20 protein-coding genes are annotated in these 22,887 nt (G+C 67.2%); 15 read left to right on the top strand and 5 right to left on the bottom strand.

The window, feature by feature from the left end:
* The first annotated feature begins 76 nt into the window (after positions 1-76).
* The 5 genes from KEC55_RS14425 (at position 77) to KEC55_RS14405 (ending at position 5,365) form a co-directional block, all read left to right on the top strand.
* Entirely contained in the window at positions 77-793 is a 717-nt protein-coding gene (locus tag KEC55_RS14425) for a FadR/GntR family transcriptional regulator (protein ID WP_176050334.1), read from the top strand.
* 223 nt (positions 794-1,016) lie between these two features.
* The gene (locus KEC55_RS14420) at positions 1,017-2,642 is read left to right on the top strand and encodes a phospholipase D family protein (RefSeq protein WP_282505964.1); all 1,626 of its coding nucleotides are present in this window, start codon (positions 1,017-1,019) and stop codon (positions 2,640-2,642) included.
* A 153-nt stretch (positions 2,643-2,795) separates the two neighbouring features.
* Complete coding sequence (locus tag KEC55_RS14415; RefSeq protein WP_176050332.1) at positions 2,796-3,569, top strand: class II aldolase/adducin family protein; 774 nt, start codon at positions 2,796-2,798, stop codon at positions 3,567-3,569.
* A 309-nt stretch (positions 3,570-3,878) separates the two neighbouring features.
* Positions 3,879-4,313 carry a CHRD domain-containing protein gene (locus tag KEC55_RS14410; protein WP_176050331.1) on the top strand — a complete coding sequence of 145 codons (435 nt, stop codon included), beginning with the start codon at positions 3,879-3,881 and terminating at the stop codon, positions 4,311-4,313.
* 89 nt (positions 4,314-4,402) lie between these two features.
* Positions 4,403-5,365: an alpha/beta hydrolase gene (locus KEC55_RS14405; RefSeq protein WP_282505963.1), complete on the top strand. Its 963-nt coding sequence runs from the start codon at positions 4,403-4,405 to the stop codon at positions 5,363-5,365.
* Here the strand turns inward: KEC55_RS14405 and KEC55_RS14400 are convergent.
* A complete protein-coding gene (locus KEC55_RS14400; protein ID WP_282505962.1) occupies positions 5,335-6,177 on the bottom strand; it encodes an EcsC family protein in 843 nt (280 codons plus the stop codon). The two genes, KEC55_RS14405 and KEC55_RS14400, sit on opposite strands and share 31 nt — an antisense overlap.
* A gap of 107 nt (positions 6,178-6,284) precedes the next feature.
* On the opposite strand from KEC55_RS14400, the gene KEC55_RS14395 reads away from it, so the two are divergent.
* Together KEC55_RS14395 and KEC55_RS14390 are read left to right on the top strand one after the other, a co-directional pair.
* On the top strand, positions 6,285-7,880 hold the full coding sequence (locus tag KEC55_RS14395) for an MDR family MFS transporter (protein WP_282505961.1): 1,596 nt from the start codon (positions 6,285-6,287) through the stop codon (positions 7,878-7,880).
* Positions 7,881-7,931: 51 nt separating this feature from the next.
* Positions 7,932-8,378 (top strand): MarR family winged helix-turn-helix transcriptional regulator, encoded by a 447-nt coding sequence (locus KEC55_RS14390; RefSeq protein WP_282505960.1) that lies wholly within the window; start codon positions 7,932-7,934, stop codon positions 8,376-8,378.
* A 68-nt stretch (positions 8,379-8,446) separates the two neighbouring features.
* On the opposite strand, the gene KEC55_RS14385 is transcribed toward KEC55_RS14390, so the two are convergent.
* Both KEC55_RS14385 and KEC55_RS14380 read right to left on the bottom strand, forming a co-directional pair.
* Positions 8,447-9,028: a DJ-1/PfpI family protein gene (locus tag KEC55_RS14385; protein WP_006487930.1), complete on the bottom strand. Its 582-nt coding sequence runs from the start codon at positions 9,026-9,028 to the stop codon at positions 8,447-8,449.
* Positions 9,029-9,182: 154 nt separating this feature from the next.
* Entirely contained in the window at positions 9,183-10,463 is a 1,281-nt protein-coding gene (locus KEC55_RS14380; RefSeq protein ID WP_282505959.1) for an amino acid deaminase, read from the bottom strand.
* A gap of 119 nt (positions 10,464-10,582) precedes the next feature.
* On the opposite strand from KEC55_RS14380, the gene KEC55_RS14375 reads away from it, so the two are divergent.
* The 4 genes from KEC55_RS14375 (at position 10,583) to KEC55_RS14360 (ending at position 14,065) form a co-directional block, all read left to right on the top strand.
* Positions 10,583-11,521, top strand: coding sequence for a MurR/RpiR family transcriptional regulator (locus KEC55_RS14375; protein WP_282505958.1), 939 nt, complete (start codon positions 10,583-10,585; stop codon positions 11,519-11,521).
* Between the two features lie 2 nt (positions 11,522-11,523).
* Positions 11,524-13,005, top strand: a complete 1,482-nt coding sequence (locus KEC55_RS14370; RefSeq protein WP_282505957.1) for an N-acyl-D-amino-acid deacylase family protein — start codon at positions 11,524-11,526, stop codon at positions 13,003-13,005.
* Positions 13,006-13,083: 78 nt separating this feature from the next.
* Positions 13,084-13,470: a RidA family protein gene (locus tag KEC55_RS14365; protein WP_006751946.1), complete on the top strand. Its 387-nt coding sequence runs from the start codon at positions 13,084-13,086 to the stop codon at positions 13,468-13,470.
* Between the two features lie 175 nt (positions 13,471-13,645).
* Positions 13,646-14,065 carry a bleomycin resistance protein gene (locus KEC55_RS14360; RefSeq protein ID WP_282505956.1) on the top strand — a complete coding sequence of 140 codons (420 nt, stop codon included), beginning with the start codon at positions 13,646-13,648 and terminating at the stop codon, positions 14,063-14,065.
* Between the two features lie 135 nt (positions 14,066-14,200).
* Here KEC55_RS14360 and queF read toward each other — a convergent pair whose 3' ends face one another.
* Together queF and ilvA are read right to left on the bottom strand one after the other, a co-directional pair.
* Positions 14,201-15,025: an NADPH-dependent 7-cyano-7-deazaguanine reductase QueF gene (gene queF, locus KEC55_RS14355; protein WP_282505955.1), complete on the bottom strand. Its 825-nt coding sequence runs from the start codon at positions 15,023-15,025 to the stop codon at positions 14,201-14,203.
* A 12-nt stretch (positions 15,026-15,037) separates the two neighbouring features.
* Entirely contained in the window at positions 15,038-16,561 is a 1,524-nt protein-coding gene (ilvA, locus tag KEC55_RS14350) for a threonine ammonia-lyase, biosynthetic (protein ID WP_176050322.1), read from the bottom strand.
* 575 nt (positions 16,562-17,136) lie between these two features.
* On the opposite strand from ilvA, the gene KEC55_RS14345 reads away from it, so the two are divergent.
* The 4 genes from KEC55_RS14345 (at position 17,137) to ubiE (ending at position 22,885) form a co-directional block, all read left to right on the top strand.
* The gene (locus KEC55_RS14345; protein WP_282505954.1) at positions 17,137-21,162 is read left to right on the top strand and encodes a DUF3683 domain-containing protein; all 4,026 of its coding nucleotides are present in this window, start codon (positions 17,137-17,139) and stop codon (positions 21,160-21,162) included.
* An 85-nt stretch (positions 21,163-21,247) separates the two neighbouring features.
* Positions 21,248-21,691, top strand: a complete 444-nt coding sequence (locus KEC55_RS14340; RefSeq protein WP_282507533.1) for an HIT family protein — start codon at positions 21,248-21,250, stop codon at positions 21,689-21,691.
* Complete coding sequence (locus tag KEC55_RS14335; protein WP_034188995.1) at positions 21,688-22,101, top strand: gamma-butyrobetaine hydroxylase-like domain-containing protein; 414 nt, start codon at positions 21,688-21,690, stop codon at positions 22,099-22,101. Before KEC55_RS14340 ends, KEC55_RS14335 begins: the two co-directional genes overlap by 4 nt.
* A gap of 52 nt (positions 22,102-22,153) precedes the next feature.
* A complete protein-coding gene (ubiE, locus tag KEC55_RS14330) occupies positions 22,154-22,885 on the top strand; it encodes a bifunctional demethylmenaquinone methyltransferase/2-methoxy-6-polyprenyl-1,4-benzoquinol methylase UbiE (RefSeq protein WP_122946245.1) in 732 nt (243 codons plus the stop codon).
* Positions 22,886-22,887: the final 2 nt, after the last annotated feature.

The raw sequence follows: 22,887 nt of genomic DNA, 5'->3' as shown, positions 1-22,887 counted from the left end.
AATTCCCGCGACGGCGCCGCAGCTCAAATTGGTTGGGCCAATCGGCGCGACACGCATTCCGCGGGGAGACGCGACGATGGCAGCGATGACGGCACGAGGCCGGACCGAAGTGGTGATGCGCAAGATCGAGACGGCGCTGCTCGACGGCACCTGGCCGGCCGGCGCGCGGCTGCCGGCCGAGCGTGTGCTCGCGCAGCAGTACGGCGTCGCACGCAATACGGTGCGCGAGGCGACGCAGCGGCTCGTCGCGCGCGGGCTGCTGCAGAGCCGGCGCGGCGCGGGCGTTTACGTGACGGACCAGCTACGCGCGGGTATTGCCTCGCCGTGGGGCCAGCTGGTCGCCGATCATCCGGCGCTGCGCGATGACATCCTCGAATTCCGCCGCGTGCTCGAAGGCGCGACTGCGTATTTCGCCGCGCTGCGTGCGGATGCAAACGACCGGCGCCGGATCCGCACGCTGCTGCGCGAGCTCGAAACCGCGCATGCGAACGGTGCGGCGGCCGTCGAAGCCGCGACCGACGCGAAGCTGCACGAGGCGATCGCGCTCGCGTCGCACAACACGATGTTCCTGCACCTGCATACGAGCGTGATCGGGATGCTGCGCGAGCACATCTCGATCAACGTGGCGGGCATGACGACGCACGACGAGCAGGCGTCCGAGCTGCTGTTGCTGCAGCACCGCGTCGTGTGCGACGCGATCTGCGCGCAGCGGCCCGAAGAGGCGCGCACCGCGATGCAGACGCATATTGACTACGTGCGCAGCCATTTCGAGCGCAGCGGCGATGCGCAGTGAGATTGGTTGGACCGCTTCGGGTCGCGGCCCGTCCGGCGGGCGAATCTGGCGTGCGCGGGCATCACCCCCGGCAAGCCGCCGCGCGCGAGCTGCCGGGAGCCGCCGGGTGCCGCCCGCGCGATTGACCGGTTCATCGGCCGCCCACTAGAATCGGCCGGAACCGCGCGCCAGCCGCGCGCCGCGGCGAATGCGGACCGTCGTTCCGCCAGTCGAGGAAGCTCCCGTGCTCACGTCTTTCATCCGGCGCGCGCCGGCCGCGCCGTCATGGCGTGCCGCATGCCGCCCGGCCCGTGCGCTGGCCGTTTGCGCACTGCTGTCGCTCGTCGCCGCGTGCGCGACGCATCCGCCCGCCACCACGCTCGATCGCCCGGTTTCCCACGCGCTGCCGCCCGATACCGCGACGCCGTTGCGCGACGCGCTGGCCGCGCCCGAGGCCGCGCATCCGGGCCAGTCGGGCTTCCGGCTGCTCGCCGACGGCGCGCAGGCGTTGCAGATGCGCATCGCGCTCGCACGCGCCGCGACGAAGACGCTCGACATGCAGTACTACATCACGACCGAGGACACGACGGGCAAGCTGCTGCTCGCCGCGGCGCTGTACGCGGCCGATCGCGGCGTGCGCGTGCGGATGCTGGTCGACGACCTGAACTTCCGCGATATCGACCGCGTGATGGCCGCGCTGAACACGCATCCGAACATCGAGATTCGCGTGTTCAACCCGTTCGGCGCGTCGCGGCAGCGGATGGTCGAGCGCACGACCAACTTCTTCACGCGGATCGACAGCTTCACGCGCCGGATGCACAACAAGGCGATGCTCGCGGACAACCAGATCGCGATCGTCGGCGGCCGCAATCTCGGCGACGAATACTTCAGCGCGAGCCCGACGCTGCAGTTTCGCGATCTCGACGTGCTCGCCGCCGGCCCCGTGACGAACGATGTCTCGGCGAGTTTCGACACGTACTGGGCGAGCGCGAGCAGCTATCCGTTGCGGGTGCTGAATCATCAGGCTTTCGATCCGAAGGAGCTCGACGCGATGCGCGACGAGCTGCGCAACCATTGGCGCCAGAACGCCGAGCCATACAACGCGAAGCCGCTGAATGCGACGCCGCTCGCGCAGCAGATTGCGCGCGACGAACTCGGGCTCGTGTGGGCGCCGGCCGAGTTCAAGGTCGACGCGCCCGACAAGGTCGCGCAGCCGACCGACGCGTACGTGAGCCCGCCGATGCAGCGGCTCGTCGAGCTGACGCGCGGCGCGCAGCAGGAATTCCTCGCGTTCTCGCCGTACTTCGTGCCGCACGACGCGGGCGTGAAGATCCTCGGCGACACGACCGCGCGCGGCGTGCGCGTCGCGATCCTGACGAATTCGCTCGCCGCGACCGACGCGGTCGCCGTGCAGGCCGGCTATGGGCCCTACCGCGTGCCGCTGCTGCAGCACGGCGTCGAACTGTTCGAGTTCAAGGCGCAGCCGGGGCGCCAGCGTCCGCGCCTGTTCGGATCGCGTTCGCGCGCGAGCCTGCACGCGAAGGCGTACGTGATCGACCGGAAAATCCTCGTGATCGGCTCGATGAACCTCGATCCGCGTTCCGCGCACCTGAATACCGAGTTGGCGCTGGTGATCCATAGCCCGACGCTCGCCGAGCAGGTCGCGAAGATCTTCGCGCGCGCGACGCAGCCGGACGAAAGCTATCGCGTGAGCCTCGTCGCGCCGGCCGGCGGCGGGTCGCCCGAACTCGAGTGGACGGGTACCGACGACGGCAAGCCGACGACCTATCACGTCGATCCGCACGCAGGGCTGATGCGCAACCTGATGACGGGCATCTTCATGCTGCTGCCGGTCGACGACCAGCTTTAAGGGGACGGAAGCGCTCCGGCTAAACCCGCGTTAACGCGGTGCGGGGAAGGTGATATGGTTGTGTGCGCAACCATCGTGGCGGCGTGGCAGTTTGACGACACGGCCCGACGGCCCGACGGCCCGCGCCACGCATACCCGCAACCGGAGTTCCCCATGCAACGTGTACCGAACCAGCCGTTCACGCGTCCGGCCCGCTTCTCCGAAGCCGAATGGCAGGCGCGCGTGCAGCTCGCGGCCGCCTACCGCATCTTCGATTACCTCGGCTGGACCGAGCTGATCTACAACCACATTTCGCTGCGCGTACCGGACGAGGACGGGCATTTCCTGATCAACCCGTTCGGGCTCCATTACCGCGAGGTATGTGCGTCGAACCTCGTGAAGATCGACATCGACGGCAACCTGATCGGGCATTCCGACTGGCCGATCAATCCGGCCGGCTTCACGTTTCACAGCGCGATCCATGCGGCGCTGCCCGACGCGCACTGCGTGATGCATGTCCATACGACGCCCACGATGGCCGTGTGCTGTTCGCGTGACGGGCTGTCGTTTTCCAACTTCTATTCGGCGCAGCTGTACGGGAAGATCGCGTATCACGACTTCGAGGGCATCACCGTGCATCTGGAGGAGGGGCGGCGCATCGTCGAGAGCGCGGGCGGGCGGCCCGTGCTGCTGCTGCGCAACCACGGACCGGTGACGATCGGCGCGACGCTCGCGCAGACGTTCTCGCTGATGTGGCTGCTCAACCGCGCGTGCGAGGTGCAGGTCGCGACGCATGCGATTGGCGATGCGCTGCCGATCGCGCCGCCGGTGCTCGAAGGATGCGTGCGCGATTCGCTGAATTTCGATCCGAAGCATGGCGCGGGGCAGGACGCGTTCGACGCGCTGCAGCGTATCGTCGATCGCATCGATCCCGGCTATCGCGCGTGACGTGCCGCGTGTGCCGGCGGCGCACGCAAAAAAAACGCGGCCGGGTGGCCGCGTGAATACTCGCAGACTCCTTCGGACGAAGGAAACAAGCAACTGTGAAACGAAGTGTAGCGAAAGGCCGCGCGCGGATTCAGCCGTCGGGTTGCAAAGGTCCGTTCCAGGTTGACGCAGACTGACGTGACGCTGCGCGTCGCGCTGCGACGATTCGCAGCATGGCCGTTCGGTGGGCTCCCGCAACGGCGGCGATCGACTACCATCCTATCTGGCGCCCCCGTTCGGGCGGCGTACAACGTCGTACAAGGAGAGTCCATGCTCAAGCTGCGTTTGCTCCAGGTCGCGTTACTCGCGGGCGTGCTGGCCGCCGGCAGCGCCGCCGCCGAAACGGTGCGCCTGTCCGCCAGCCTCCAGCCGTCGAGTGAAGTGCCGCCGACGGCGACCAAGGGTTCGGGTAGCGTCGACGCCACGTACGACACGGCCACCCATACGCTGCAGTGGATCGCAACTTATGAACACCTCACGGGGCCGGCCACTGCCGCGCATTTCCACGGGCCCGCACCGGTCGGCCAGAACGCCGGCGTGCAGGTGCCGATTCCGAAGGACGAGCTGGCGAGCCCGATCAAGGGTTCGAAGGAACTCACCGACGCGCAGGTCACCGACCTGATGGGCGGCAAGTGGTACTTCAACGTCCATACGAAGGAGCACCCGGCCGGCGAGATCCGCGGCCAGGTGATGCCGGCGAACTGAGCATCGGCGTTTGATTTAGAGGCACCTGTCGAGCGGTGCGGGAACGTTCGCACGTACCATCGTCACACTGCGATTACGGAGTGCGTCCGATGAGTTGGCAAAGCAAGTTCGCCTGCTGGCTGCTGCGCTGGCAGTTTCGTCCCGAGACCACGCGCGAGGTGCTCGATCCCGCGCGTGCGCGGCGCTTTACCGACTTGCGGATGGTCGTGCCGCGCCGCGCGCCGTCGGGCTACCGGCTGCGCCAGTGTCATGGCGCGGGCGACGCGCCGCTGCGCGGCGAATGGCTCGAGCGCACCGACGCGAGCGCGGGTCGCGGGCCCGGCCGCACGCTGCTGTACATCCATGGCGGCGGCTATTACTTCTGTTCGACGAAGACCCACCGGCCGCTCGTGTTCGGCCTGACGAAGCGCGCGGGCGTGCGCTCGTTCTCGCTCGACTACCGGCTCGCGCCCGAAAACCGCTTTCCCGCCGCGCTTGACGACGCGCTCGCCGCCTATCGGCAACTGCTGGCGCTCGGCACGCCGCCCGAGTCGATCGTGCTCGGCGGCGATTCGGCGGGCGGCGGCCTCGCGCTCGCGACGCTCGTTGCACTGCGCGACCGTGGCGAGCCGTTGCCGGCCGGCGCGATCCTGTTCTCCCCGTGGACCGATCTCGCGGCCACCGGCGCGACGCTGCGCACGAACGACGGCGCCGATCCGATGTTTGCCGGCGCGGCGCTGCCGAAGGCCGCGAAGCTGTACCTCGGCGACGCGCCCGCGACGCATCCATACGCATCGCCGCTCTATGCGGACTTCACGGGCCTGCCGCCGCTGTATATCCAGGTCGGCAGCACCGAAGTGCTGCTCGACGATTCGCGCCGCGTCGCCGAGAAGGCGAAGGCGGCCGGCGTGGCGGTGGAGATCGAGGTGTGGCCGGACATGCCGCACGTATGGCAGCTGTACGCGCCGATGGTGCCGGAAGCGCGCGACGCGCTCGACCGCGCGGCCGCGTTCCTGCGCCGCGTCGCGGTCGAGCGTGCGGTTCAGCGCGTCGGCGAGGCGTCGATCGCCTGATAGGCGGCCTTGACGGCCACCGAGCCGTACTTGCGCTCGAGCCGGCGCACCGTGAAGTGGCCGTGTGCCATCTGCTGGAAGTGGTCGATGAATAGCGTGTTGACGGTCGCGCCGAGCACGGCGCCGATCGCCGGGATCGACTTCGCGGCCATCTGCTCGGTCACCTGCACCGAGAAGCGCGACGCCACCGTCTGCACGAGCTTGAACACGGCCGCCGAGCTGTGCGCGGCGATCCCTTTCGTCGTGATGTCCGACGACGCCTTCGAAATCGCCTGGGCAAGCGCGCCACGCAGTACGAAATAGCCGAGGTCGGCGTCCTCTTCCTGCTTGTCCGTGCTGCCGCCCATGCCGAGCACGGCCAGGCATTGCAACTGCGTGTCGACCGACGTCAGGTCTTCGCCCTCGCTGCGCGCGATGTCGCACACCGAGCGAAAGATCAGCGTGGTCGTCACCGGCAGTTCGACCGGCAACGCGAGAAAGCCGAACGCGCCGCCCGCCGCGCCGGTCGTCGCGACCGCGAGCTTGTGCAGCAGGTTGCTCGGCTTGTCGGGCTCGGCGTCGGGCGCCGGCGGCTTGCCGAGCGTGCGCAGCGCGATGTTCAGGCACTTGCGCAGCGCGAGCTGTGTCGCATCGTTGATCTTGCCGGTCGCGAAATCGGGCAGCCGAGCGATCATTTTCTCGACCGGGGCGCCGAGCATGCCGGTCAGCTTCATCGTCAGCGACGGGCTTTCCAGCACCTGCTTCGCGCGCCACAGCGCGTCCCGATCCTCCTGCGAAAGCGTCGTTGCAGGGGTGATTGAAATCGGTTCCATCTTTCTCCTTGGCGGCCGGGGTCGGTTTGACCGTCGCCAGCCTAGATTACTCCGCCGTGCTAGAATTTTGAGATTGTTTGACTCGTCAAAAGTTGCATCAACAAAAAATGGCCGTCCACACTGCCGCCCATCATTCGAGCGGGCAAGTCCTGCCGTTCCGCGAATCGCTGATGGCGATGATCGGGATCTCGTTCGTGACCATGCTGGTCGCACTCGACCAGACCGTCGTCGGCACCGCGCTGCCGACCATCGTCGCCGAGCTTCGCGGTTTCGACCTGTACGCATGGGTCGCGACCTCGTACCTGCTCAGTTCCGTGATCACGGTGCCGATCTTCGGCCGGCTCGGCGATTATTACGGCCGCAAGCCGTTCGTGATCGTGTCGATCGTCGTGTTCACCGCTGCATCCGTGCTGTGCGGGATGGCCAACGACATGCTGTACCTCGTGCTCGCGCGCGGGCTGCAGGGGATCGGCGGCGGGATGCTGGTCGGCACCGCGTTCGCGTGCATTCCCGACCTGTTCCCCGATTCCGTCGTGCGGCTGCGCTGGCAGGTGCTGATGAGCTCGGCGTTCGGCATCGCGAACGCGGTCGGCCCGTCGCTCGGCGGCGTGCTGACCCAGTCGTTCGGCTGGCGCTCGGTGTTCTACGTGAACCTGCCGGTCGGCCTGCTGTCGCTGTTCTTCGTGTGGCGCTACCTGCCGCACCTGCGCCACGTCGCGCACGATCGCAAGATGCGGCTCGACTGGCCGGGCGCGCTGCTGATCGCGCTGTCGCTCGGCGCGTTGCAGCTGTTCGTCGAATGGCTGCCGAAGTACGGCGTCGCGAGCTGGGCGTCGCTGCTGCTCGTCGTCGCGGTCGCGGCCGGTGTCGGCCTGTGGCACTGGGAGAAGCGCTGCGCGCAGCCGATTCTGCCGTTCGACATGTTCGGCAACCGCGCGCTGTCGGCGCTGTTCGTCCTCGCGATCCTCGCCGGCTTCTCGATGTTCTCGCTGCTGTTCTACGCGCCGCTGCTGTTCCAGGGCGGCTTCGGGATGTCGCCGAAGGAAGCCGGGCTCGTGATCACGCCGCTCGTCGTGTTCATCACGATCGGCAGCATCATGAATGGCCGCGTCGTTACGCGCATCCGCAATCCGAACGCGATGCTGCACGTCGGCTTCGTGCTGTTCGCGATCGCGTGCGCGGGCATCGTCGTGTCGACCCACACGACGCCGACCTGGATGCTGATGGCGCTGATGGTCGCGGGCGGCATCGGGCTCGGTTTCGTATTGCCGAACCTCACCGTATTCGCGCAGCAGGCAGCCGGCCGCGAGCACCTCGGCATCGCGACGGCGCTGCTGCAGTCGCTGCGGATGGTCGGCGGGATGCTCGGCACCGCGCTGACGGGCACGCTCGTCAACCAGATGTACTCGGGCGGCGTGCGCAACGCGCTGACGGCCGATCATGCGATGCAGTGGCATGCGCAGCTCGCCGATCCGCAGATCCTGATCGATCGCGCGGCGCAGGGCGGTCTCGTCGCCGAGCTGACGCGTGCCGGGCATAATGGCGCGCTGCTGCTGGAAGCGGCCCGCGAATCGCTCGTCGGTGCGATTCACCTGGGCGTCGCGATGGCGGCCGTCATCGCCGTGGTGTCGGTGTGGCAGTGCCGTCGGGTGCCGCCGATCGCGCTGCGGCGCAAGATCGAGCCGCACGTCGCGGCCGATTGACCGATCAGGCGATTCAACGATTCAACGATTTACCGGAAACGAAATCAGCGCATGGAAGAACAGGACCGCGTCGCGATCTTGCAGCAATTCGGACGCACGTATCGCGCGTTCATGACCGCGTTTGAAGCGCACGTCGGGCAGCCGATGCCGCGCTGGCGCATCATGGTCGCGCTGCACACGATGGGCGGGCATTCGTCGCAGAAGAAGCTCGTCGAAGTGCTGCGCATCGATCCGGGCGCGCTCACGCGCCAGTTGAAGTCGCTCGATGCGCTCGGGTGGATCCAGCGCGAATCCGATGCACGCGACAACCGCGTGACCAACGTCACGCTGACGGACGAAGGCCGCGCGGCATTCGACGCGTGCCTGCCGCGCCGCAAGGCGTTCATCGAACAGACGATGGCGCAGTTGCCGGACGACGTGCTGAATGCGCTGTCGGGTGCGCTCGCGATGCTGGAAACGCGCATCGCGGACGTCGGTCCGGCGCCGGTCGCGCGCTGAAACGCCGGGCAGGGCGGCGCGAGCGCGCCGCCGGCCGGCACATCATCCCTTCCCGATTCGATTCAGGTTCACAGCTCGATGCGCGTGCCCAGCAGCGCGAGGAACTGCGCGAGCCAGGCCGGGTGCGCGGGCCAGGCGGGTGCGGTGACGAACGGCGCGTCGGTCACGGCCGCGTCGACCGGGATGTCCGCGTATTCGCCGCCCGCGAGCTTCACCTCGGGTGCGCACGCCGGGTAGGCCGAAATGCGCTTGCCGCGGATCACGTCGGCGGCGGCGAGCAGTTGTGCCGCATGGCAGATCGCGGCGATCGGCTTGCCGGCTTCGGCGAACTCGCGCACGAGCGAGATCACCTTCGGATCCAGTCGCAGGTATTCGGGGGCACGGCCGCCCGCGATCGCGAGTGCGTCGTAGCGCGCGGCGTCGACGTCGTCGAATGCGGCATTCAGCGTGAACTGGTGGCCGGGCTTTTCGGTGTAGGTCTGGTCGCCTTCGAAATCGTGGATCGCGGTCTTGATCTTGTCGCCCGCGCGCTTGCCCGGGCAGACTGCATCGACGTGGTGGCCGACGGCCTGCAGCGCCTGGAACGGCACCATCGTTTCGTAGTCTTCGGCGAAATCGCCGGTCAGGAACAGGATCTTCTTCGCGGCCATGGCTTTCTCCAGTGAAGCAGCGTTGAAGGCCCGTTCGCGCCGTGCGCAACGGCCGCGAGGGGCCCCGAGGACGAAAGCGCAGTGTACTCCGGCAGATTGAAGCGCGCGTGACGGCCGCCCCGCGCGAGCGGCGGGGCGGGGCGCGCAATGGGCGTCAGAAGAACGTTTCGACGACTTCCGTCACGCGGAACTGCGGATCGAGCACGAGCACCTGGCGCCACTTGTCGAACGTCAGGCACGGGTGCGAGATGTCGAACGCGACCATGTCGCCGACCTTCACGTCCGCGCCCGGCGGGATCTGCAGGTACGCGTGCTGGTCCATCATCCCGGTCACGGCCCAGCCTTCGGTCGCGGCGACGTCGCGCGGCGCGGTGTCGCGGCCCGGGCGGAAGTGGCGTGCCGGCTCGGGCAGGCCCGCGTCGAACGCCGCGTCGCGCTTGCCGAGCGCGACGATCGCGCGATTCTGCTCCGGCACCGACTGCACGTACGCCCACAGCTGCAGCGCCGGCAGCAGCCCTTCGCCCATCGTGCGCGCGATCGGGTTGCGTGCGAACACGTCGGTCTGCGCCTTCTTGTAGATGCCGACGTCGTGCGTCAGGTAGCAGCCCGGACGCAGCACGACTTCCGCGAAGCCCGCGTCGGACGCCTTCCTGAACTCTTCCGCGACCACGTCGTACCACGCCGAACCGGCGCCGGACAGGATCGCCGGCGTGCGCGCGAAGCGGCCTGCCTCGGCGAGTTCGCGCGTAAGCGCGACGGCTTCCTGCAGGAACGTGCGGATCTCGCCTTCCTCTTTCAGCACGCCTTCATAGAGTTCGATGCCGGCCAGCTTCAACGTATCGGGATAGCGCGCGATCGCGGCCAGCACGGCCTCGCGCTGCGCGGCATCGCGCACGCCCGCACGGCCGCCCGGCACGCCGAGCTCGATCAGCACGTTCAGCGATTTCTTCGCGTCGCCGAAGAAGCGGCCGAGCTGGTCGACGCTTTCCGCGGAATCGACGAGGCAGAAGAATTCGAAATCGGGATCCGACAGCAGCCCGGCGATGATCGTCATGTTCTGGCGGCCGACCAGCTGGTTCGCGAGCAGCACGCGCCGCACGCCGCCGTGATACGCGGCCTGCGTCTGGTGCGCGGTCGCGAGCGTGATGCCCCACGCGCCGGCGTCGAGCTGGCGGCGGAACAGTTGCGGCGCCATCGTCGTCTTGCCGTGCGGCGCGAACTGCACGCCATACTTCTGGACGAATGCCTGCATCCAGTTCAGATTGTGTTCGACGCGGTCTTCGTAAAGCACGGCGGCCGGCAGGCTGACGTCTTCGGCGAGCAGGTTCCATTCGAGCCGGCCTGCGTCGCCGAGCGGCACGCTCGCGCTCGGCAGATTGCCCAGACCCTTGCCGAACGGGTCGATCGTCGCTTCCTGATAGTTTGTAACTTTCATGTCATCCCGCTCCATCATCACTATGCATTGCACTGAAGTTGACACGCAGATGGTACAGAAAGTAGCATCTGCGCGGTGATGTTATTTAGTAACATCAAGCTTCGCACCCTTATCCGCAGATGAATACGCCCGCTTCCCCGTCCGCTCCGCTCGCGGCCCCGCTCCAGCCGGCTGCGGCTGCCGCGCCGGTCCTCGACATCGTCGCGCGGATCGCCGAATGCGCGCCCGAGCTGCGCGAAGCCGAGCGCAAGGTCGCCGCGTTCATCCTCGCCGATCTTGCGCGCGCCGCGCATGCGAGCATCGGCGCGCTCGCGCGCGACGCGGAAGTCAGCGTCGCGACGGTCACGCGTTTTGCAAAAGCCGTCGGCTGCCGCGACGTACGCGAACTGAAGGTGCTCGTCGCGCAGGCGGCGGCCGTCGGCCAGCGCTTCCTGGTGCCGTCCGACGACGCACCGGCCGACGATGCGAGCCCCGCGTCGATGGTCTACGACGAGATCCGCGTGGCGCTCGCGCACAACCACCAGTTGCTGCGCAACACGTCGTTCGAGGCAGCGGCCGACCTGCTCACCAGCGCGAAGATGACGTACGTGTACGGGCAGGGCGGCGGCTCCACCGCGCTCGCCGACGAGCTGCGCTTCCGGCTCGTGCGCTTCGGCCGGCCGGTCGCGAGCTATCAGGACAGCGTGCTGCAGCGGATGGTGGCCGCGACGCTGTCGCGCGACACCGTCGTCGTCGCGCTGTCGGTGAGCGGGCGCGTGCCCGAGCTGCTCGAAAGCTGCCGGCTCGCGAAGCGCTACGGCGCGAAGCTGATCGCGATCACCGCGCCGGCGTCGCCGCTCGCGAAGCTCGCCGACCACCTGATCCCGGTCGTCGCATTCGAAACCGATTTCATTTACAAGCCTTCGACATCGCGTTACGCGATGATGATGGCGATCGACGTGCTCGTCACCGGAGTCGCATTGCGGCTCGGCGATGCGGGCCGAGAATCGCTGCGCCGCATCAAGCATGCGCTCGATGCGCACCGCGGCGGCGGAGACCGTCAACCGGTAGGAGACTGACCATGCATTCGCATCCCGAAGCCGCCGATACGCTGATCGTCGGCGCGCAGCTGTACGACGGCACCGGCGCACCGCCCGTCACGCGCGACGTCGCGATCCGCAACGGCCAGATCGCTGCGATCGGCAACCTGTCGAACTGGCTGGCCGAGAACGTCGTCGATGCGAACGGCCGCGCGTTGGCGCCGGGCTTCGTCGACGTGCACACGCACGACGACACGCACGTGATCCGCGCGCCGGAGATGATCCCGAAGATCTCGCAGGGCGTGACGACCGTGATCGTCGGCAACTGCGGGATCAGCGCATCGCCGGTGACGCTCGCCGGCGATCCGCCCGATCCGATGAATCTGCTCGGCGAGCGCGGCGCGTTCCAGTACCCGACCTTCGCCGACTACGTCGCGGCCGTGAACGCCGCGCATCCGGCCGTCAACGTCGCGGCGCTCGTCGGCCACACGGCGCTGCGCAACAACCAGATGGACCGCCTCGACCGCGCGGCGACCGACGGCGAGATCGCCGGGATGCGCACGCAGCTCGAGGAGGCGCTCGCGAACGGCGCACTCGGCCTGTCGTCGGGCCTCGCGTATGGCTCCGCGTTCGCGGCGCCGGCCGAGGAAGTGATGGCGCTCGCCGAGCCGCTCGCGAAAGCCGGCGCGCTGTACACGACGCACATGCGTACCGAATTCGACGCGATCCTCGATGCGATGGAGGAGGCGTACCAGGTCGGCCGCCATGCGCGCGTGCCGGTCGTGATTTCGCACCTGAAATGCGCGGGCCCGTCGAACTGGGGGCGCAGCACGGAGGTGCTCGCCTCGCTCGAAGGCGCGCGTCGTTACCAGCCGGTCGGCTGCGACTGCTATCCGTACAGCCGCAGCTCGTCGACGCTCGACCTGAAGCAGGTGACGGGCGACATCGACATCACGATCACGTGGTCGGAGCCGCACCCGGAAGTCGCGGGCAAGCTGCTGAAGGCGATCGCGGCCGACTGGGGCGTGACCGAGCAGGAAGCCGCGCAGCGCATCCGCCCGGCCGGCGCCGTGTACCACAACATGTCGGAGGACGACGTGCGCCGGATCCTGTCGCACCCCGCGACGATGGTCGGCTCCGACGGCCTGCCGAACGATCCGCTGCCGCATCCGCGGCTGTGGGGGGCGTTCCCGCGCGTGCTCGGCCATTACGTGCGCGACACGAACCTGCTGCCGCTCGAGGAGGCGATTCGCAAGATGACGTCGCTGTCCGCGCGCCGCTACGGGATCGCGAAGCGCGGCGAAGTGCAGGTCGGCTACTACGCCGATCTCGTGCTGTTCGATCCGGCGCGCGTGATCGACGCGGCGACGTTCGAGAAACCGCAGCAGCCCGCGCACGGGATCGACGCGGTGTGGGTGAACGGCGTGCTGACTTATGAAAACGGCCAGCCGACCGGCGAGCGCGCTGGCGGCTTCGTCGCGCGCGGCGAGCGCGTGGCGGCGAGTGCCGACGCCGCGTTCTGAGCGTGGCGGTTGTTCCGATCTTCCGCGCGTGCCGCAGCCGGCGCGCGCATCCGTAACCGAAATGTGAGGAGTGAAACGATGAAGCGATATGGCGTGGGCGAAGCGAAGGGAACTGGCGGCCAGGTGATGCCGTTCGCGCGTGCGGTCGAGGCCGACGGCTGGCTGTACGTGTCGGGCCAGACGCCGATGGTGAACGGCGAGGTCGTCGAAGGCGGGATCGTCACGCAGTCGAAGCAGACGATCGAGAACGTGATCGCGATCCTGAAGGAAGCCGGCTACGGCCTCGAACACGTCGTGCGCTGCGGCGTGTGGCTCGACGACGCGCGCGATTTCGCGTCGTTCAACAAGGTGTTCGTGTCGTACTTCGGCGAGCATCCGCCGGCACGCGCGTGCGTGCAGTCGAGCATGGTCATCGACTGCAAGGTCGAAGTCGACTGCATCGCGTACAAGGCGCCGGCGAAGTAACGCCGCAACGGCGAGCCGCTACGCAACGGGCCCGGCGCATTCACGTGCGCCGGGCCCGTTTTGTCATGTGGCGCGCACGGTTCGACCGTTGCTCCACGTTCCTGCTGCGGCAACCGCCGCAACGCCACCCGCCGGTTCATGTAATGTGCCGCATGACCATACGGACGAGAAATACATGGAATGGGCTGCGTTGGTGCCGGAGCTGATCTGCTCCGACCTTGCCGGAAGCGTTCGCTTCTATCGTGACGTGCTGGGATTCCGGATTCGCTTCGAACGTCCGGAAGACGGCTTCGCCTATCTTGAAATCGGGCGGGCTCAGCTGATGCTCGAGCAGTACAGCGCGGAGGGCTGGCTGACCGGCCCGCTTGAGCCGCCGTTCGGGCGCGGGATCAATTTTCAGATCGAGGTCGATGCGCTCGATCTCATTCTCGACAGGATTCGCGCCGCGGGCGTGACGCTGTTCGTCGAGCCGCGTACGTCCTGGTATCGGGAGGACGAGATCGAGCATGGCCAGATCGAGGTGCTGGTACAGGATCCCGACGGTTACCTGCTGCGCTTGGTGGAGATCCTGCCGGAGCGGCCGGCAAGCCGGTGAGCGCGGGCCGTCCGCGCTCCCGCGTGCAATGAAAAACGGCCCGGCCGGTTGAATCCGGTCGGGCCGTTTTGTCTGGGGGGGGCGGCCACGCGTCGCCAACCGGGCACTGCGAACTGCGGCGGTCACCCGCCGTCGTCACTGCCGCGCGGTGCGTGCGTTGTCCGGCATCGGCTGGTTGTAGTTGGTGCGGAACGGGTTGATGTCGAGCCCGCCGCGACGCGTGTAGCGCGCGTACACCGCGAGCTTCACCGGTTTGCATGCATGCAGGATGTCGAGGAAGATCCGCTCGACGCACTGCTCGTGAAAGCCCGTGTGATTGCGGAACGAGATGATGTAGCGCAGCAGGCCCGCGTGGTCGATCTGCGGCCCGACGTAGTGGACCTGCACGCTGCCCCAGTCGGGCTGGCCCGTGACCGGGCAGTTCGAGCGCAGCAGGTCGGACACGAGCGTCTCCTCGACCGGCGCTTCGTCCTCGGCGGCCGACAGCAGCGACGGATCGGGTTCGTAGATGTCGGTATCGAGATCGAGGCGGTCGAGCGACAGCCCGTCGAGCTCGTCCATCTCGAGCTTGCCGAAATCGTGCGCCGACACGAGCTGCACCGACACGGTCGCGCCGCACGCGGCCGACACGTCGCGCTTCAGCACGTCGCGCACCGCGTCGATCGAGTCGAACTTTGACTGCGCGAACGAGCCGAGATACAGCTTGAACGACTTCGATTCGACGATGGCCGGCGACTCGGCCGGCACGTAGAACGTCGCGACCGCGACCTGCGGCTTGCCGCGCGCATTGAGCCACGACAGCTCGTATGCGTTCCAGATGTCGGTGCCGAAGAACGGCAGCGCCGATGTGATGCCGAGCTGCTCGCGCGCACCGGCGCGCGGGATCGGGAACAGCAGCGACGCGTCGTACTGCGCCGCGTAGACGGTGGCCTTGCCGAGCGGGGAATGTTCGGGATTCATCGTTTGACGCCTTTACGACAGGAAGAGGCGGTAAGCCGGGTTGGCGCTCTCTTCGACATACGGATAGCCGAGTGCCGCGAGGAAGCGTTCGAATTCGGCGCGATCGGCCTGCGGCACCTGCAGCCCGACGAGGATCGAGCTGTAGTCCGCGCCCTGGTTACGGTAGTGGAACAGGCTGATGTTCCAGTCCGGCGCCATCGACGACAGGAACTTCATCAGCGCGCCCGGCCGTTCCGGAAATTCGAAGCGGAACAGGCGCTCGTCGAGCGCGAGCGGCGAGCGGCCGCCGACCATGTAGCGGATGTGCTCCTTCGACAGCTCGTCGTGCGTCAGGTCGACGCTCTTGAAACCGTGCGACTCGAAGTTCGCGGCGATCTCCGCCGATTCGCCGCGACGCTTGATCTGCACGCCGACGAAGATGTGCGCGGACTGCGCATCGGCGATCCGGTAGTTGAACTCGGTGACGTTGCGGTCGCCGACGAGCGAGCAGAAGCGCTTGAAGCTGCCGCGTTCCTCGGGGATCGTGACCGCGAACACGGCTTCGCGCGCCTCGCCGACTTCCGCGCGTTCGGCCACGAAGCGCATCCGGTCGAAGTTCATGTTCGCGCCGGACGTGACCGCGACGAGCGTCTGGTTCTCGATGCCTTCGCGTTCCGCGTACAGCTTCGCGCCCGCGACCGCGAGCGCGCCGGACGGCTCGAGCACGCTGCGCGTGTCCTGGAAGACATCCTTGATCGCCGCGCACAGCGCGTCGGTGTTGACCGTTACGACGCCGTCGAGGAATTCGCGGCACAGCCGGAAGGTTTCCTCGCCGACGAGCTTCACCGCCGTGCCGTCCGCGAACAGGCCGACCTCGCTCAGCTCGATGCGCTCGCCGGCATCCAGCGACTGCGCCATCGCGCACGAATCCTCGGCCTGCACGCCAATGACCTTGATCTCCGGGCGCACGGCCTTCACGTACGCGGCGACGCCGGACGCGAGCCCGCCGCCGCCGATCGGCACGAAGATCGCGTGGATCGGGCCCTGGTGCTGGCGCAGGATTTCCATCGCGATCGTGCCCTGGCCGGCGATCACGTACGGATCGTCGAACGGGTGGACGAACGTGAGGTCGCGCTCCTGCTGCACCTTCACCGCGTGCGCATACGCGTCGCTGTACGATTCGCCCGCCTGGATCACCTCGACGCTCGGGCCGCCGTGCGCGCGCACCGCATCGACCTTCACCTGCGGCGTCGTGACCGGCACGACGATCACGGCCTTCACGCCCATCCGGGCTGCCGAGAACGCGACCCCCTGCGCGTGATTGCCGGCCGATGCCGTAATCACGCCGCGCGCGAGCGCGTCGGCCGGAATGTGCGCCATCTTGTTGTACGCGCCGCGCAGCTTGAACGAGAACACCGGCTGGTTGTCCTCGCGCTTCAGGTAGACGGCATTGTGCAGCCGGGCCGACAGGTTGCGGGCGGGTTCGAGTTCCGTCTCGATCGCGACGTCGTAGACGCGCGCGGTGAGGATTTTTTTCAGGTAATCGTGGGGTGCCATGGGCGCTCGCGTGCAGTGCGGAAGCAAACGGTAAAAGGTCAATGATAGCGCCAAGGGTCCGCCCGCACGCAAGCGGCATGCCGGGCGAGCGGTCGCAGCGGCGCGCGCAGGGGGTGTGCGCGACGCGGAGCGTCCTTTTTTTACCGGCTTAACCGTACGGTTACCGACCGGACGGGCGGCGAATGATCGCACGAAACCGCGCCGAACCCCGCCCGGCGCGGCTGGAGGCGATAGCCCCACGACCTGTCCGGCGTGTCACGGATGGCCCGATCATGGGTTAGAATTCCGTTTTGAATCAAGGATCGGAAGATGCAGAGGCACCCTCGGATCGCACCGTTGAAGCCGACGCCGCGCGCAGCCAGCCCCGCGGCCGAACGGCATGCGCGCCGCGCGCGATCGTGCTGATCGTTCCGAGTGCCGCCAGGCCCTGTCGCCGGCCAGGAGGGGCAAGTCGCCCGCTCCGGCCCCATGAAGGACAGCCGCGCGCCTGGTAACAGAACAGATTTCCCCAAGATTGCGCCCACGCGCTTGCCGACGCCCGTGCACGGTGTATCGGCCCTCCGAGTCGTCCGAACATGAACGCACCACAAGTTTTCGATCCGCATGGCGCGGCCGCCGCCGTCGCCGCTGACCCCGCGCCCCGCTTGCGCGAGATTCCCTATAACTACACGTCCTTCTCGGATCGCGAGATCGTGATCCGCCTGCTCGGCGAAGAGGCGTGGTCGGTGCTCGACGAACTGCGTGCCGAGCGCCGCACGGGCCGCTCGGCACGGATGCTGTATGAAGTGCTCGGCGACATCTGGGTCGTGCGCCGCAATCCGTACCTGCAGGACGACCTGCTCGACAACCCGAAGCGCCGCGCGCTGCTGATCGAGGCGCTGAACCACCGCCTGACCGAGATCGGCAAGCGCCGCAGCGCGGATCTCACCGAGCATCGCGACGACGCGGGCCGCGAGCGCGCATCGCGCGTCGAGATGCTCGAAACCGCCGCGCAGCGCGCGGTCAACGAGTTCGCCGACGAATTCGAGAAGATGGCCGACCTGCGCCGCCGCGCGACCAAGGCGCTCGGCCGCTGCACGGAGAAGGACAACATCCGCTTCGACGGGCTGTCGCGCGTGTCGCACGTGACCGACGCGACCGACTGGCGCGTCGAATACCCGTTCGTCGTGCTGACGCCCGACACCGAAGCCGAGATCGCGGCGCTGATCAAGGCGTGCTTCGAGCTCGGCCTGACCGTGATCCCGCGTGGCGGCGGTACCGGCTACACGGGCGGCGCGGTGCCGCTCACGCCGTTCTCCGCCGTCATCAACACCGAAAAACTCGAACAGCTCGGCGCGGTCGAGCTGACCGAACTGCCGGGCGTCGCGCACAAGGTGCCGACGATCTTCTCCGGCGCGGGCGTCGTCACGCGCCGCGTGACCGAGGCGGCCGAAGCGGCCGGCTACGTATTCGCGGTCGATCCGACGTCGCTCGACGCATCGTGCATCGGCGGCAACGTCGCGATGAACGCGGGCGGCAAGAAGGCCGTGCTGTGGGGCACCGCGCTCGACAACCTGGCCTGGTGGCGGATGGTCGACCCGGACGGCAACTGGCTCGAAGTCACGCGCCACGAGCACAACCAGGGCAAGATCCACGACATCGCGGTCGCGCGTTTCGAGCTGAAGTGGTTCGACGGTGCGTACGCGCCGGGCGAGAAGCTGCTGAAGACCGAGATGCTCGAGATCGAAGGCCGCCGGTTCCGCAAGGAAGGGCTCGGCAAGGACGTCACCGACAAATTCCTCGCCGGCCTGCCGGGCGTGCAGAAGGAAGGCTGCGACGGGCTCATCACGTCCGCGCGCTGGGTGCTGCACAAGATGCCCGCGCACACGCGCACCGTCTGCCTCGAGTTCTTCGGGCAGGCGCGCGAGGCGATCCCGAGCATCGTCGAGATCAAGGATTACCTGTTTGAAACGTCGAAGCAGGGCGGCGCGATCCTCGCGGGCCTCGAGCACCTCGACGAGCGCTACCTGCGCGCGGTCGGCTACGCGACCAAGAGCAAGCGCAATGCGTTCCCGAAGATGGTGCTGATCGGCGACATCGTCGGCGATGACGCCGACGCGGTCGCGCACGCGACGTCCGAAGTGATCCGGATGGCGAACGGCAAGAGCGGCGAAGGCTTCGTCGCGATCAGCGCGGAGGCGCGCAAGCGCTTCTGGCTCGACCGCAGCCGTACGGCCGCGATCGCGAAGCACACGAACGCGTTCAAGATCAACGAAGACGTCGTGATCCCGCTGAACCGGATGGGCGAGTACACCGACGGCATCGAGCGGATCAACATCGAGCTGTCGCTGAAGAACAAGCTGCAGCTCGTCGACGCGCTCGAAGCGTTCTTCCGCGCCGGCAACCTGCCGCTCGGCAAGACCGACGACGCGAACGAGATCCCGAGCGCCGAGCTGCTCGAAGATCGTGTACAGCAGGCGCTGGAGTTGCTCAAGCGCGTGCGCGCACGCTGGGAATTCGTGCGCGACCGGCTCGACCAGCCGCTGCGCGAGGCGCAGCACTATCTCGTGCAGCTCGGCTACGAAGCGCTCGCCGAGAAGTTCGCGGATCGCACGGACGAGCAGCCGGGCGCGACCGTGTTCCACATCACGCAGGACCGCACGGTCCGCATCTCGTGGAAGCAGGAGATCCGCGCGGAACTGCGCGCGATCTTCAACGGCGGCGCGTTCAAGCAGATCCTCGACGAAGCGCAGGCGATCCACAAGCGCGTGCTGCGTGGCCGCGTGTTCGTCGCGCTGCACATGCACGCGGGTGACGGCAACGTCCACACGAACATCCCGGTCAACTCCGACAACTACGAGATGCTGCAGGACGCGCACGCGTCGGTCGCACGCATCATGAAGCTGGCGCGCTCGCTCGACGGCGTGATCTCCGGCGAGCACGGGATCGGCATCACGAAGCTCGAGTTCCTGACCGACGACGAGATCGCCGAATTCCGCGCGTACAAGCAGCGCGTCGACCCGAACGGCCGTTTCAACAAGGGCAAGCTGCTCGACGGCGCCGATCTGCGCAACGCCTATACGCCCAGCTTCGGGCTGATGGGCTACGAATCGCTGATCATGCAGCAGTCCGACATCGGCGCGATCGCCGATTCGGTGAAGGACTGCCTGCGCTGCGGCAAGTGCAAGCCGGTGTGCGCGACGCACGTGCCGCGCGCGAACCTGCTGTACAGCCCGCGCAACAAGATCCTCGCGACGTCGCTGCTGGTCGAGGCGTTCCTGTACGAGGAGCAGACGCGCCGCGGCGTGTCGATCAAGCACTGGGACGAGTTCAACGACGTGGCCGACCACTGCACGGTGTGCCACAAGTGCGCGACGCCGTGCCCGGTGAAGATCGACTTCGGCGACGTCACGATGAACATGCGCAACCTGTTGCGCAAGATGGGCAAGAAGAAGTTCAATGCCGGCAACGCGGCCGGCATGTTCTTCCTGAACGCGACCAATCCGCAGACGATCAACGCCGCGCGCACCGTGATGATGGGCGTCGGCTACAAGGTGCAGCGCTTCGCGAACGACATGCTGAAGAAGGTCGTGACGAAGCAGACGCAGCACCCGCCCGCGACGGTCGGCAAGCCACCCGTCGTCGAGCAGGTGATCCACTTCGTCAACAAGAAGATGCCGGGCAACCTGCCGAAGAAGACGGCGCGCGCGCTGCTCGACATCGAGGACAACAAGATCGTGCCGATCATCCGCAACCCGAAGTCGACGACCGTCGATTCGGAAGCGGTGTTCTACTTCCCGGGCTGCGGCTCCGAGCGCCTGTTCTCGCAGGTCGGCCTCGCGACGCAGGCGATGCTGTGGGAAGCCGGCGTGCAGACCGTGTTGCCGCCGGGCTACCTGTGCTGCGGCTATCCGCAGCGCGGCTCGGGCCAGTACGACAAGGCCGAGAAGATCGTCACCGACAACCGCGTGCTGTTCCACCGCGTGGCGAACACGCTGAACTACCTCGACATCAAGACGGTCGTCGTATCGTGCGGTACCTGCTACGACCAGCTCGCGGGCTACGAATTCGACAAGATCTTCCCGGGCTGCCGGATCATCGACATCCACGAGTTCCTGCTCGAGAAGGGGATGAAGCTCGACGGCGTGTCGGGCACGCGCTACATGTATCACGACCCGTGCCACACGCCGATCAAGACGATGGACCCGGTGAAGCTCGTCAACGAGCTGATGGGCGCGGAAAAGGACGGCTACAAGATCGAGAAGAACGATCGCTGCTGCGGCGAATCGGGCACGCTCGCGGTCACGCGCCCGGACGTGTCGACGCAGGTCCGCTTCCGCAAGGAAGAGGAGATCCGCAAGGGCGCCGCGAAGCTGCGCGCGATTCCCGTCGTGGCCGGCGATGCGCCGGCGCCGGCCGCCGCGGCCGCGAACGGCCCGGACGTGAAGATCCTGACGAGCTGCCCGTCGTGCCTGCAGGGCCTGTCGCGCTACAGCGAGGATGCGAACCTCGAAGCCGACTACATCGTGGTCGAAATTGCGCGCCAGGTGCTCGGCGAGAACTGGATGGCCGATTATGTCGCACGTGCCAACAATGGCGGGATCGAGCGCGTGCTGGTCTAATGCGGGCATGACGACCGCCCGACCGGGCCAGGAATGAGCGGGCGCCGGCGCAGCAATGCCGGCGCCTGTCCACATGGGAGCGACGATGGAATGCGTGTTTTGCCGTGAAGACGGCGGCGATCTGCTCTGGCAGGACGATGCGGTGCGCGTCGTTCTCGCGACGGGCGAGCACGACTACCCGGGCTTCTGCCGGGTGATCTGGGGCGCGCACGTGGCCGAGTTCTCCGATCTCGGCGAATCCGAGCGGGCCCACCTGATGCGCGTGGTCTACGCGGTCGAGCGGGCCGTGCGCCGCGTGATGCAGCCGAACAAGGTGAATCTCGCGAGCCTCGGCAACATGGTGCCGCACGTGCACTGGCACGTGATCCCGCGCTTTTCCAACGACGCCCACTTCCCGCAGCCCGTCTGGGCGCCGCGCCAGCGCAGCGTGTCCGAGGCGCTGTTGCGCACGCGCGCCGCGCAGGCCTCGCTGCTGCACAATGCGGTGCGCGAGGAAATTCAACGCATGACCGATTCGAGGCAACCATGAGCGGTTTGACTTCCACGACGCCGATTCCGTCCGGCGTCGTCGTGCACGCGGTGTCGCGCGTGCTCGAATTGCAGTACCCGAACGGCGACAGCTACCGGATTCCGTTCGAGCTGATGCGCGTCTATTCGCCGTCGGCCGAGGTGCGCGGACACGGGCCCGGCCAGGAGACGCTGCAGACCGGCAAGCGCGAGGTGACGATCACGGCGCTCGAGGGCGTCGGCAACTACGCACTGCAGCCGACGTTCTCCGACGGCCATTCGACCGGTATCTACTCGTGGGATCTGCTGTACGAACTGGCGACGCAGCAGGACGCGCTGTGGCGCGACTATTTCGACAAATTGAAGGCAGCGGGCGTCGAGCGCGACGCCCCGATGCAGGCGGCCTCCGCGTCGCACGGCCACTGCCACTGAAATCGACGGCGCCCGCTCGGCGCCGTCTTGCCATTTACTGAGGATCAACGCGATGAGCAAAACCCACTTCGGCTTCGAAAGCGTCGAGGAAAACGAAAAAGCGAAGAAAGTGGCGGGGGTGTTCCATTCGGTCGCGAGCAACTACGATCTGATGAACGACCTGATGTCGGCGGGCATGCACCGCGCGTGGAAGGCGTTCACGATCGCGCAGGCGAACGTGCGCCCCGGTTTCAAGGTGCTCGATATCGCGGCCGGCACCGGCGACCTGACGAAGTCGTTCAAGAAGGCGGCCGGGCCGACAGGCGAGGTCTGGCATACGGACATCAACGAATCGATGCTGCGCGTCGGCCGCGACCGGTTGCTCGACAAGGGGATCGTGACGCCGTCGCTGCTGTGCGACGCGGAGAAAATTCCCTTTCCGGACAACTACTTCGATGTGGTCACGGTCGCGTTCGGGCTGCGCAACATGACGCACAAGGACGCCGCGCTGGCCGAGATGCGCCGCGTGACGAAGCCCGGCGGCCGCGTGATGGTGCTGGAATTCTCGAAAGTCTGGGATCCGTTGAAAAAAGCGTACGATCTGTATTCTTTCAAAGTATTACCGTGGCTTGGCGACAAGTTCGCGAAAGATGCTGAAAGTTACCGGTATCTTGCTGAATCTATCCGGATGCACCCCGATCAGGACACGCTGAAGACGATGATGGAACAAGCGGGCCTCGATGCCGTCAAATATTACAATTTGTCAGGTGGCGTGGTAGCTTTACACCTAGGAACCAAGTACTAAGG

Source organism: Burkholderia cepacia (assembly GCF_029962485.1).
In the GTDB taxonomy this organism is placed as follows: Bacteria; Pseudomonadota; Gammaproteobacteria; order Burkholderiales; family Burkholderiaceae; genus Burkholderia.
The sequence above is the reverse complement of the archived record's forward strand: the minus strand, read 5'-3'. Positions and strand labels throughout refer to the sequence as shown.

Coding starts and splice junctions, on each gene's coding strand:
- KEC55_RS14395 (WP_282505961.1), top strand. CDS start 6,285: ATGGCCGTCCACACTGCCGCCCATCATTCGAGCGGGCAAGTCCTGCCG.
- KEC55_RS14335 (WP_034188995.1), top strand. CDS start 21,688: ATGAGCGGTTTGACTTCCACGACGCCGATTCCGTCCGGCGTCGTCGTG.
- KEC55_RS14340 (WP_282507533.1), top strand. CDS start 21,248: ATGGAATGCGTGTTTTGCCGTGAAGACGGCGGCGATCTGCTCTGGCAG.
- KEC55_RS14365 (WP_006751946.1), top strand. CDS start 13,084: ATGAAGCGATATGGCGTGGGCGAAGCGAAGGGAACTGGCGGCCAGGTG.
- KEC55_RS14425 (WP_176050334.1), top strand. CDS start 77: ATGGCAGCGATGACGGCACGAGGCCGGACCGAAGTGGTGATGCGCAAG.
- ubiE (WP_122946245.1), top strand. CDS start 22,154: ATGAGCAAAACCCACTTCGGCTTCGAAAGCGTCGAGGAAAACGAAAAA.
- KEC55_RS14380 (WP_282505959.1), bottom strand. CDS start 10,463: ATGAAAGTTACAAACTATCAGGAAGCGACGATCGACCCGTTCGGCAAG.
- KEC55_RS14385 (WP_006487930.1), bottom strand. CDS start 9,028: ATGGCCGCGAAGAAGATCCTGTTCCTGACCGGCGATTTCGCCGAAGAC.
- KEC55_RS14415 (WP_176050332.1), top strand. CDS start 2,796: ATGCAACGTGTACCGAACCAGCCGTTCACGCGTCCGGCCCGCTTCTCC.
- queF (WP_282505955.1), bottom strand. CDS start 15,025: ATGAATCCCGAACATTCCCCGCTCGGCAAGGCCACCGTCTACGCGGCG.
- KEC55_RS14345 (WP_282505954.1), top strand. CDS start 17,137: ATGAACGCACCACAAGTTTTCGATCCGCATGGCGCGGCCGCCGCCGTC.
- KEC55_RS14400 (WP_282505962.1), bottom strand. CDS start 6,177: ATGGAACCGATTTCAATCACCCCTGCAACGACGCTTTCGCAGGAGGAT.
- KEC55_RS14375 (WP_282505958.1), top strand. CDS start 10,583: ATGAATACGCCCGCTTCCCCGTCCGCTCCGCTCGCGGCCCCGCTCCAG.
- KEC55_RS14360 (WP_282505956.1), top strand. CDS start 13,646: ATGGAATGGGCTGCGTTGGTGCCGGAGCTGATCTGCTCCGACCTTGCC.
- KEC55_RS14390 (WP_282505960.1), top strand. CDS start 7,932: ATGGAAGAACAGGACCGCGTCGCGATCTTGCAGCAATTCGGACGCACG.
- KEC55_RS14410 (WP_176050331.1), top strand. CDS start 3,879: ATGCTCAAGCTGCGTTTGCTCCAGGTCGCGTTACTCGCGGGCGTGCTG.
- KEC55_RS14370 (WP_282505957.1), top strand. CDS start 11,524: ATGCATTCGCATCCCGAAGCCGCCGATACGCTGATCGTCGGCGCGCAG.
- ilvA (WP_176050322.1), bottom strand. CDS start 16,561: ATGGCACCCCACGATTACCTGAAAAAAATCCTCACCGCGCGCGTCTAC.
- KEC55_RS14405 (WP_282505963.1), top strand. CDS start 4,403: ATGAGTTGGCAAAGCAAGTTCGCCTGCTGGCTGCTGCGCTGGCAGTTT.